The sequence below is a fragment of the Streptomyces albidus (ex Kaewkla and Franco 2022) genome (assembly GCF_013870515.1).
Classification (GTDB): domain Bacteria; phylum Actinomycetota; class Actinomycetes; order Streptomycetales; family Streptomycetaceae; genus Streptomyces; species Streptomyces albidus.
This window is the reverse complement of sequence record NZ_JACBXA010000224.1, coordinates 1-9,887: the sequence shown is the minus strand read 5'-3', so window position 1 is coordinate 9,887 and position 9,887 is coordinate 1. Positions and strand designations below refer to the sequence as shown.

General features: G+C 71.8%; 9 protein-coding genes. 2 read left to right on the top strand and 7 right to left on the bottom strand.

From position 1 onward, the window contains the following. Positions 1 to 129: 129 nt before the first annotated feature. The 6 genes from H5J26_RS24455 to H5J26_RS24430 all read right to left on the bottom strand — a co-directional run bounded on the left by H5J26_RS24455 (position 130) and on the right by H5J26_RS24430 (position 7,226). Positions 130 to 1,740 carry an amidohydrolase gene (locus H5J26_RS24455; protein WP_181768118.1) on the bottom strand — a complete coding sequence of 537 codons (1,611 nt, stop codon included), beginning with the start codon at positions 1,738 to 1,740 and terminating at the stop codon, positions 130 to 132. Further along, positions 1,737 to 3,266, bottom strand: coding sequence for a sodium:solute symporter family protein (locus tag H5J26_RS24450; RefSeq protein WP_181768117.1), 1,530 nt, complete (start codon positions 3,264 to 3,266; stop codon positions 1,737 to 1,739). The genes H5J26_RS24455 and H5J26_RS24450 overlap by 4 nt, the downstream gene beginning before the upstream one ends. Beyond that, positions 3,263 to 3,622, bottom strand: a complete 360-nt coding sequence (locus tag H5J26_RS24445) for a DUF3311 domain-containing protein (protein ID WP_181768116.1) — start codon at positions 3,620 to 3,622, stop codon at positions 3,263 to 3,265. Before H5J26_RS24445 ends, H5J26_RS24450 begins: the two co-directional genes overlap by 4 nt. A gap of 66 nt (positions 3,623 to 3,688) precedes the next feature. After that, the gene (locus H5J26_RS24440; RefSeq protein WP_181768115.1) at positions 3,689 to 4,516 is read right to left on the bottom strand and encodes an SDR family NAD(P)-dependent oxidoreductase; all 828 of its coding nucleotides are present in this window, start codon (positions 4,514 to 4,516) and stop codon (positions 3,689 to 3,691) included. Next, entirely contained in the window at positions 4,513 to 6,009 is a 1,497-nt protein-coding gene (locus H5J26_RS24435) for an aldehyde dehydrogenase family protein (protein WP_181768114.1), read from the bottom strand. The genes H5J26_RS24440 and H5J26_RS24435 overlap by 4 nt, the downstream gene beginning before the upstream one ends. Beyond that, the gene (locus tag H5J26_RS24430) at positions 6,006 to 7,226 is read right to left on the bottom strand and encodes a M20 family metallopeptidase (RefSeq protein ID WP_181768113.1); all 1,221 of its coding nucleotides are present in this window, start codon (positions 7,224 to 7,226) and stop codon (positions 6,006 to 6,008) included. Before H5J26_RS24430 ends, H5J26_RS24435 begins: the two co-directional genes overlap by 4 nt. A gap of 192 nt (positions 7,227 to 7,418) precedes the next feature. Here H5J26_RS24430 and H5J26_RS24425 point away from each other — a divergent pair, with 192 nt between their 5' ends. Next, entirely contained in the window at positions 7,419 to 8,183 is a 765-nt protein-coding gene (locus tag H5J26_RS24425; protein ID WP_181768112.1) for a FadR/GntR family transcriptional regulator, read from the top strand. 49 nt (positions 8,184 to 8,232) lie between these two features. Here H5J26_RS24425 and H5J26_RS24420 read toward each other — a convergent pair whose 3' ends face one another. Then, complete coding sequence (locus H5J26_RS24420) at positions 8,233 to 9,615, bottom strand: FAD-binding oxidoreductase (protein ID WP_181768111.1); 1,383 nt, start codon at positions 9,613 to 9,615, stop codon at positions 8,233 to 8,235. 55 nt (positions 9,616 to 9,670) lie between these two features. Here H5J26_RS24420 and H5J26_RS31075 point away from each other — a divergent pair. Then, positions 9,671 to 9,887, top strand: a 217-nt coding sequence (locus tag H5J26_RS31075; protein ID WP_210771712.1) for a hypothetical protein, incomplete at its 3' end; no start/stop codon positions are given.

The following is a 9,887-nucleotide window of genomic DNA, read 5'->3' as shown; positions in this document are numbered from 1 at the left end:
TCCAGCCGCACACCCGCTAGACCCGCAGACCCGCCCGGAGTGCGGTGGCACGGATCGGCCGGGGCGGGACCGCGAGTCCCGCCCCGGCCGCAAGGCCGTCCGCGAGTGCACTCCGCTACGTGCCGGCTTCTACGCCTCGTACACGCACTCGCCTCCGACGAACGTCGCAAGGACCGGGATCCGGGAGATGGACTGCGGATCGACGGTCAGCGGGTCCTCTCCCAGGACCGTGAAGTCCGCGAGATTCCCCGGCGCCAGACGCCCCTTCACATGTGCCGCGCCCTCCGCCTCCGCCGAACCGAGCGTGAAGACGCCCAGCGCCTCCCGGGGTGTGATCCGCTGCGAGGCGCCGACCTGTTCACCGTCGTCGAAGCCTTCGCGGGTCACCATCGACTGCACGCCCAGCAGCGGCTGGTACGGGCCGCACGGGTAGTCGGAGGACCCGGCGACGCCGACCCCGGCGTCCAGGAAGGAGCGGTGCGCGAACATCCGCTCGGTGCGGTCCTTGCCGTACCAGTGGTTCAGCGAACCGCCGTGGTAGCCGACGTAGCCGGCGAAGGGCACCGCGATCGCGCCCGTTTCCCGCATGCGCCGCAGGATGCCGTCGTCGATCACGCTGCAGTGCTCGATGCGATGCCGCAGACCGGGATGCGGCATCTCTCGCTGCACCGTCTCGAAGGCGTCGAGCACGAGGCGGATCGCCGCGTCCCCGTTGGCGTGCACGCCGATGCGGTTTCCGTCCCCGTGAACCGTCCGCACCTGCTCGAGCAGGTCCTCGGTCGAGGTCGTCTGGAGCCCGTGCCCGCCCGAGTCGGCGTAGGGCTCGGCCAGCAGGCATGTGCGCCCGCCGATTGCGCCGTCGACGAAGGCCTTTACCCCCACCAGCCGCAGCAGATCGTCACCGAAGCCGCTGCCGACGCCCAGGGCCCGCGCCGCGGCGTAGTGCTCGATGGAGAGCAACATGCCCACGCGCAGCGTGAGTTCGCCCTCCGCGCGCGCCTTGCGCAGCAGAGCGATGTCCTCGGGCGCGATCAGCGCGTCGCACACGGACGTCAACCCGGCCGCGTGCCACTGCCGTTGGGCACGTGCCAGTCCGCGGAGCTTCTCCTGCGGTGAGCTCGGCGGCAGGGGAGAGGCGCCGCGGGCGGTCGCGGGATAGACGACGTTCATGAGCGCGCGCTCGACGAGCCGCCCGTCCAGGCGCCCGTCGCTGCCGCGCCCGAGGTCGCCGCCGTCCGGTGGCGGAGTGTCCTCGTCGATGTGCAGGGCGCGCAGGGCGGCGGAGTTGGCGACTCCCCAGTGCCCGGCGACCTGGACGACGAGGACGGGGTGGTCCGGAGCGGCCCGGTCCAGGTCCCAGCGGGTGAGCGCACCCGTCTTCGTGTCGTCGTAGCGGCTGCCGCGAATCCACTCGCCGGGCGCCGCGCGTTCCGCGTCGGCACTCACCTGCGCGAGCAGATCCTCGACGCCGGAGACGGCGTCCACCGAGAGATCCAGGTGCAGCAGGTCCTCGGCGGCGATGGCGAGGTGGATGTGGGCGTCGTTCAACCCCGGTACGACGGTGGCGTCGCCGAAGTCGACCTCCTCGGCGCCGGGGAAGCGGCTGCGCAGTTCCGCGACCGTGCCGGTGGCCCGGATGAAGCCGCCCGCGACGGCCAGCGCCTCGGGCTCCGCGCCGTCGCCCTGCTGGCTGACGATGCGGGCCGCCCGGTAGAGGACCGGTGCGATCTCGTTGATCACGACGCCTCCCCGGACGCCGGGGCGGCCGACGGTGTCTTCGCGTCGCCGCCCGGGGAGCCGCGGCCCTCGGCGTCCTTACGCAGCATGGTGACGGCGACGGTGACGGCGAGGTTGGCGGCCAGCGCGATGATGCCTCCGTTGACGCCGTTCCACGGGTCGTTCCCGGTGGACCACAGCGCCGTCATCACCGCCAGCCCCACCAGCATCCCGGAGCCGGCGGCGACGGCGGACATCCGCCGCCAGTACAGCGCGAGCAGGACCGCGGGCACCAGCTGGGCCAGCCCCTCGTAGGACAGGACGGACAGCTGCACCAGAGTGTTGGGGAAGAAGAGGCTCCCGCCCAGAGCGAGCAACCCGGCCAGGACGCACACCAGTTGGGACAGCCGCTTCGTACGCATGTCGTCAGCCGGAGCACCACTGCCCGTACGGCGGCTGCGCGGGTCGGCCCCGTTGCCGCCGCCCAGCAGCGTCTTCCCCCACAGCGTGCCGATCGCGAGCATGAACACACTCATCGGCACGATCGCGGAGAGCGCCCCCGCCACTCCGATCACCGCGACCAGCGGCGCCGGCAGCGAGTCGGTGACGAGGCTGAACAGCGCCAGGTCCGGGTTCTTCAGGTTCGGCATCACGAACAGCGCGGTGGCGCCGACCATCATCGGTATGAACAGCAGCAGTTGGTACCAGGGGAGCAGCAGTGCGTTGCGCCGCAGCGCGTTCGGCGACTTCGCGCTCAGGTACCCGGCGACGGTGGTGGGGAAGATCGTGATCGTCACGGCGTTGAGCAGCAGCGTGCTGATGAACCAGGTGCCGTCCAGGCCGCCTGACTCGTGCCCCGGGAAGGTCAGCCACTCCGGCTTCTCCGTCACCATCCGGTGCATGAAGTCCCCGACTCCGTCGAGGTAGTGCATGGGGACGTACACCGCCAGGAAGGCCACCGCGGCGATCACCAGGACGTCCTTCATCGCGCTGACCCAGGCCGAGCCCCGCAGCCCGGAGACCAGGATGAACACCTCGGCGACGACGAACGAGATCACCGCGGCCACGCGCAGGTCGATGCTCCCGTACGTCATGGCGTTGACGACCACGCCCATGCCCTGAATCTGGACCTGGATGTAGGGGACGATGAAGACCGTCGCCACCACCGCCACCAGGATGCCCAACGGACGGGAACGGAAGCGGTGTTCGGCCATGTCGGCTATCGAGATCAGCCGGTGCCGGCTGGCGTAGGTCCACAGCGCCGGGCCCACCACGTAGGCCACGGCGAATCCGGTGGTCAGATACGCCACCAGATAGAGGATCGGCACCCCGAAGGAGAACGACCAGCCGGCCGTGCCCAGGAAGGAGAAGCTGGTGTAGGTCTCGCCGGCCATCAGCAGCCAGATGAACAGCACGCCCAGGCCGCGGCTGGAGACGGACCACTCGGTCATCCCCTTGTCGCGTCCGCGTGCGCTGAGCAGACCCACGACGATGGTGGCCACCATGGCCAGCGCGAAGATCGTCGTCGCTATTGCGGCGGAGGAGCTCATCGCGCACCTCCCTCGGCGGTGCCGGTCTGCTCGCTGCCGGCCACGTCACGCCCGTCGTCGGCGGGTATCGGCTCCAGAGCGCCGGCGCGGTAGGCGGGGTCGAGGCGGGCGGCAGCCCATATGACCAGGGGGGAGACGACCGTGGCGGCGATGATCCACGCCAGCAGGAACGGCACCCCGAGGATGCGCGGTTCGATGCTGTCGGCGACCAGGGGCGCCGCGCAGTAGAGCACGGCGGGCACCAGCAGCAGCCACAGCGAGCGGCGGCGCGGCCGGTTGCCCGGCAGGGCGTCGAAGGGGAGCGGGCCCGACTCCTGCGGGCCCTCCCGCCCTCCCTGCGAGGGGTTGTCGGACATGTGGCTCCTTCTTCGGTGCTGCTGTTCTCTTCTTGCGGGCGAGGTGCCAGACACCTCGCCGTACGGTCACACCGACGGCTCGTAGCGGCCGTCAACCGCCGTCCAGCCGCCGTCGACTGTCAGCACGCTGCCCGTCACGAAGGTGGAGGCGTCCGAGACGAGATAGGTCACGGCGCCCGCGATCTCCTCCGCGCTTGCCCAGCGCTGGAGCGCCGACGCACGCGCGTAGGCGTCGTACCACTCGGGATCGGCCGCGATCTGGTCGGTCAGCGGCGTACGCACCACACCCGGCGCCACGGCGTTGAACCGCACGCCCTGCGGGCCCCATTCGGCCGCCGCCGTGCGAAGAAGCTGCACCAGCCCGGCCTTGGAGGCCGCGTACACGCTCTGTCCCGCCTCCACCTGGAAGGCCCGCATGGACGCCAGGCCCACGACGCTGCCGCGCCCGCGCTCGGCCATCGCGGGTGCCACGGCCTGCACGAGCGTCAGGTACGACCTCAGGTTGAGCGCGATGACGCGGTCGAAGTCCGCAGCCGTGTAGTCGGTGATCCGCTTGCGCACGTTGGCGCCCACGGTGACGACGAGCCCGTCCAGGGCGCCCCACTCCGCGGCGGCGGCGTGCACGGCGTCCGGGTCCAGCACGTCCAGGTGGTGCGCGCTGACCGCTCCGGTACGGCGGCCGGGTGCCGGCGCCTCGAGGGCGGCGAGCCGCGCGGTCTCGGAGGCCCCCTCGAAGTCCCGGTCGGCGACGAGCACTTGGGCGCCGTGCGCGGCCAGTGCCCTCACGGCCTCCCTGCCGATGCCGCTGGCGCCGCCGACCACGGCCACGCTCTTGCCGTCCAGCCGGAACAGGTCCGCGTACGCCACCCTCGGCTCCTCTCCTGCGACCGTCATCGGCGGATCACCGCCATCCGCGTCACTGTCATCTCCTCGATCGCGAACCGCGGACCCTCGCGGCCGATCCCCGAGTCCTTCACACCGCCGTAGGGGGCGATGTCGCAGCGATAGCCGGGCACGTCGTTGACGACGACCCCGCCCACCTCCAACTCCTCGACGGCGTCGAGCGCGGCACCCAGATCCCGGGTGAAGACCGCCGCGTGCAGCCCGTAGCGGCTGGCGTTGACGAGCGCGTACGCGGCCTCCAGGTCCGGCACGGTCCGGAGGCAGACCACGGGGCCGAAGATCTCCTCGTCCCACGCGGGTTCACCCTCCGGCACCGCGGCGAGCAGCGTCGGCGTGACGCACGGCCCGCTGCGGCCCCCGCCGTGCACGAGCCGCGCGCCCGCCTGAACGGCGCGGTCGATCCATGAGCACACACGGTCCGTCGCCGCCTCGTCGATGAGCGCGGCGACCCTGGTCTCCTCCTCGCGCGGATCGCCCACGACGACGTCCGGCAGCCACTCGGCGATCCTCCGCTCCAGCTCTGCGGCGATCTCGTCGACGGCGATGACCCGCTGCACGGAGATGCAGGCCTGCCCGGAGGCGTAGAGACCTCCGCGGACCACGGCGTCGGCGGCGGCGTCCAGGTCGGCGTCGGCGGCCACCACCAGAGCGGCGTTGGAGCCCAGTTCGAGCACCACCTTTCGCGGAGCCGCCTCGCGCGCGATGCGGTGGCCGATCGCGGCGGAACCGGTGAAGGAGACCGCGGCCACCTGCGGATGGGTGGTCAGAGCGCGGCCGACGTCGGCGTCGCCGGTGACCATCTGCACCGCTCCCACCGGAGCACCCGCCGCGGCCAGCTGCTCCCGCACGAGGTGCACCAGCCACAGCGTGGCCAGCGGGGTGGCCGGTGCGGGCTTGACGATGACGGGGCATCCGGCGGCGAGCGCCGGCGCGATCTTGTGGGTGGCCAGCATCATCGGGTAGTTGAAGCCGGCGACGCCGACGACGACCCCCACAGGCCGTCGCGTGAAGAACCCGGTCATGCCGTCACCGGAGGGCAGCAGGTCGAGCGGCACCGTCTCGCCGTGCACATGGGCCACTTCGTCGGCGGAGGCCTCCCACGTGGCCACGGCCCGCACCACCTCGGTACGGCAGTCCACCCTGGGCTTGCCCGTCTCCAGTACGAGGAGGTCCTCCATCGGCCTCGCGACCGCCTCCAGCGCCGAGGCGACACCGGCGAGCACCCGGCGCCGGACCCGGGTCGGCAGCTTCGCCACCGTGGTGCGCAGCGCGGCGGCGTGCTCGACGGCCCGGTGCGCCAACTCCTCGTCGCCCAGCGGGGCGTCGCCGATCTCGTTGCCGTCGTAGGGGAAGCGGACGGGCTCCCACTGGGTCGCCGGAATCCACGCGTCGCCGACGGGCAGCCCGCCGGTCAGGCCGTCCGGGAGGCCTTCGGGAAGGAGGCCGGTGCGCGCCGAACCACCCGAAGGGGCAGGGCGGTTCATCGGCCGCCCCCGGTGAGGAAGTGCCGTGCCGCCGCGGCGTAGACCCGCGCGTACTCGCCGATCTCCTTCACCTCGACGTACTCGTCCTTCTGGTGCGCGATCCACTTCCCGCCGGGGCCGTAGACCACGGTCGGCAGGCCCGCGTCGCGGGTGAGGATCGTCCCGTCCGTGGTGCCGGGGACGGCGCCGAGGGCGGGCGGAACGGCGTGCTCGGCCACGTGCCCCGCCACCACGGCGGCGACGACGGGATGGTCCTGGCCGATCTCGATCGCGGGCCGGTCGTCGACCACCGCCAGCTCGACGGTGACGCCCACGGTGGCGGCTGCCTCGTCGGCGGCCTGCCGTACGCGGCCGATCAGTTCGGCGTGATCGGTGCCCGGCACGGTGCGGACGTCGACGCCCACCATCCCGTGTGCGGGAATCACGTTGAGCTGGCCGGGGTCCCCGGCGTGCAGCACGGTCGGGGTCACCGTCACCGCTCCGGCGTGCGGATGGGTGCCGTAGTGCTCCACGGCCCACTCCTGCACGCCCGCGAGCGCTTCGACGATGCGCGCCCCGGCCACGAGCGGGGACTTGGCCTCCTGCGGCATCGCGCCGTGGGCCATCACGCCGGTGAGCGCCAGACGCAGACGGATGCCGCCGCGGGCCGAGGTGCACACTTCGTATCCCTCGGGCTCGCAGACGATGACGCCGTCGACCTCGGCCGCCAGGGGAGAGGCGGCGAACGCCTTCGCGCCGAGCATCATCCCCTCCTCGTCGCACAGCACGCCGAGGACGACGCGACCGGGGAAGGGGCCGGCGAGCTGGAGTGCGCGCACCCCGTGGATCATCGCCGCCAGGCCCGATTTCATGTCGGCCGAGCCGCGGCCCCACAGCTTTCCGTCGCGGATCTCGCCGCCGTACGGGTCGACGCTCCAGTCGTCCGTACGGCCCTCGGTGACGACGTCCGTGTGCCCCTCGAACATCAGCGTCGGCCCGTCCCCGCCGCCGCCCTCGACGACGGCGACGAGGTTGGGGCGGCCGGGAGCCACCTCGGTCACCTCGAACTCCCAGCCGAACTCGGTGAAAAGCGCGGTGAGCCGGGCGACGGCCGGGCCTTCGACGTCTCCGCCGGTGTCGCTGACGGTACGCAGCCTCACGAGGTCACGCGTGAGGGAGACGGCCGCCTCCGCATCCACGACGGGGTGGTGCGGAAGAGCACCCGGGCTGGAATTCATGGACAAGTCCCTCCAAGAGTCCTGGCCAGGAAACCAGGCGACTGGTCAGACCAGTTGAATTCCCGTACTCTCCTAGCGCGCTCACGCCTTGGTCAAGGGGGGAGAGGGGGCCGATCTGCACGGATCCCCTCCCGGCCGCGTGAGAAGCAGGCCGCGCGAGGAGCGAACCGGAGCCACGAGGGGGAGCAGGGGATGTCCGCTCAAGGAGCACCGTTCCAGCCGGTGCAGCCGGTGCGTGCCTACCAGCGGGTGGCCGAGCAGATAGAGGACCGCATTCTCAGCGGCGACCTCCCGCCGGGCTCCCGGCTCCCCGCTGAGCGCGAACTCGTCAACCAGTTCGCCGTCGGACGCTCGACCGTCCGCGAGGCGCTGCGCGTACTGCAGTCGGCGGGACTGGTCCGCTCACGCCCCGGGGACCCGCAGGGCGCCGAGGTCCTCGGCGTCACGTCCGACAATCTCAGCCGCGCGCTGGGACGGCTGGCCCGGTCGCAGATCTCGACCCTGGGTGAGCTGGTGCAGTTCCGCATGGTGCTCGAGGCGGAGAGCAACCGTCTGGCGGCCCGGCTGCACTCGGAGAGCGACCTCGCGCGCATGTCGGAACAGATCGAGCGGATGGAATCGCTCAGCAAGGTCGGCCTGCACGCCTTCAGCGAGGCCGACGCCCTCTTCCACCGGGCGGTCGCTGAGGCCAGCGGCAACTCGCTGCTGGGGCTTTGTGCCCGCGCCGTCCACGACGCCGTCGTCGAGGTCATCGAGCAGAAGATCGCCAAGGCTGCCGATGCCACCGTCTGGATGGAGCGCTCCGTCGCCCACCACCGGCAGGTGCTGGCCGCCATCCGCGACGGCGACGGCGCCCGCGCCGCGCAACTGGGGCGCCAGGCGCTCTACGACTACTACGCCGACCATGTCGAGGACGACACACGGCGGTTGCTGACGGCCGCCCTCGAGGACGGCTGACGTCACCCGGCGCGAGTCCGCCGGTATGTACGGGCGCCGCTGAGGATCCTCAGGCGGGCCTGATGTTGTGGTTGAGATGGAAGACGTTGTCCGGGTCGTACCGGGCCTTGATCTCGGCGAGCCGCCGGTAGTTCTCGGGACCGAATCCGGCGATCACCCGCTCCTCGCCCTCCTGCCCGATGAAGTTGAGGTAGACGGCTCCGTTGGCCCAGGGCTGCATGTCCTCACGCAGGGCGCGCGCCCAGTGCCTGGCGCGTTCGTCGTCGGCCGGGTCCTCCCACAGGCCGAACGGGTGCGCCACCCATGGCGCGCTGCGCCAGGGCACCGGGAACTCGGCCCCCTCGCGTGCGACCGCACCGCCGTGAGGGAAGAGCACATGCTGGGAGGGCGAGGGGACGACCATGTCCCGGGCGCGGGCGCAGAACCGGCCCACGGCCTCGTCGGGGAAGGTGTCCAGGTGCTCCGCCGACCAGTAGTTGCGGTAGCCCGGCGGGTCGTCGAGCATGCTCTGCAGCTGGGCGTAGGGCATCTGCGCGATCATCTCTCCGGTGTGGCCGAGTCCGAGCAGCGGCGCGACGATCTCGCGTGCCTGCGACTCCGGGCCGGTGCAGGTGACCAGTACGGCGCATACGAGCTTTCCGACGAGGCCCTCCGGGACGAACTCCTCATCGGGCCCCGTGAGGTAGATCAGCCCGCCGCCGATCTCGTCGGGCGCGGTCTCCATGAAGTCCCGGTAGGCGCGCAGCACTTCGGGCCCGGCCTCGGCCGGCCACATCAGCAGGGCCGCCGTCAGGGCGGGCAGCGGATGGAGGCGGAGAGTCAGGGAGGTCGCCGCGCCGAAGTTGCCGCCGCCTCCGTGCAGAGCCCAGAACAGCTCGCGCTCGGTGTGGGGGCTGACGCGCTGGACGCTGCCGTCGGCGGTCACCATGTCGGCTGCCAGCAGGTTGTCGCAGGCGAGGCCGAACGCGCGCTCCAGCCAGCCGGAGCCTCCGCCCAGCACGAATCCGCCCACCCCGGTGGTGGAGACCCTGCCTCCCGTCGTGGCGAGCGCGTACGGCTGAGTCGCCGTGTCGAGGTCCGCCATCGTCGCGCCGCCGCCGACCCGCACCGTACGGGCCGAGGGATCGACCGTGACCTTGTTCATGCGGCGCAGATCCACGACGAGGCCGCCCTCGGTCGTGGCGGTCCCCGCGACTCCGTGCCCGCCGCCGCGTACCGCGATCTCCAGACCCACGTCCCTTCCGAACCGGATCGCCCGGGCGACGTCCTGGTCGGTCTGGCACAGCGCGATCACGGAGGGACGGCGGTCGATCATGGAGTTGAACAGGGCGCGGGTCTCGTCGTAGCCGGAATCACCGGGTGTCAGAAGTTCGCCGGTGAAGCTCTGGCGCAACCCGGCGAGTGCTGTCTCAGCGAGTGATCGGGATGCCATTTCATCCCCCTTCCTCCCGCTTTCGAACGTAACTCTCCGCACGGTCGCGCCGCACGTGCGGCTGGACGACGACGGGCCCTCGCTCGCCGTACGGGGTGGGGTGACGTGCTTCTCGACCAGTGATCTGCGTACGGGCGCCCCCGCCCGTGCGGCTACGATCGGGCGTCTGCTGAACCGCATCAGATCGGGGGCGACGGCACATGAGCGGCACCGGAGCTCCGAGCTCCACGCCCTTCTGCGTCCGCTCCCCAAGGTCTGCCATGCCTCCAGGG

Bases quoted from the DNA above. Each gene is read 5' to 3' on its own strand.
- H5J26_RS24450 (WP_181768117.1), bottom strand. From the start codon at position 3,266: ATGAGCTCCTCCGCCGCAATAGCGACGACGATCTTCGCGCTGGCCATG.
- H5J26_RS24445 (WP_181768116.1), bottom strand. From the start codon at position 3,622: ATGTCCGACAACCCCTCGCAGGGAGGGCGGGAGGGCCCGCAGGAGTCG.
- H5J26_RS24440 (WP_181768115.1), bottom strand. From the start codon at position 4,516: ATGACGGTCGCAGGAGAGGAGCCGAGGGTGGCGTACGCGGACCTGTTC.
- H5J26_RS24435 (WP_181768114.1), bottom strand. From the start codon at position 6,009: ATGAACCGCCCTGCCCCTTCGGGTGGTTCGGCGCGCACCGGCCTCCTT.
- H5J26_RS24430 (WP_181768113.1), bottom strand. From the start codon at position 7,226: ATGAATTCCAGCCCGGGTGCTCTTCCGCACCACCCCGTCGTGGATGCG.
- H5J26_RS24425 (WP_181768112.1), top strand. From the start codon at position 7,419: ATGTCCGCTCAAGGAGCACCGTTCCAGCCGGTGCAGCCGGTGCGTGCC.
- H5J26_RS24420 (WP_181768111.1), bottom strand. From the start codon at position 9,615: ATGGCATCCCGATCACTCGCTGAGACAGCACTCGCCGGGTTGCGCCAG.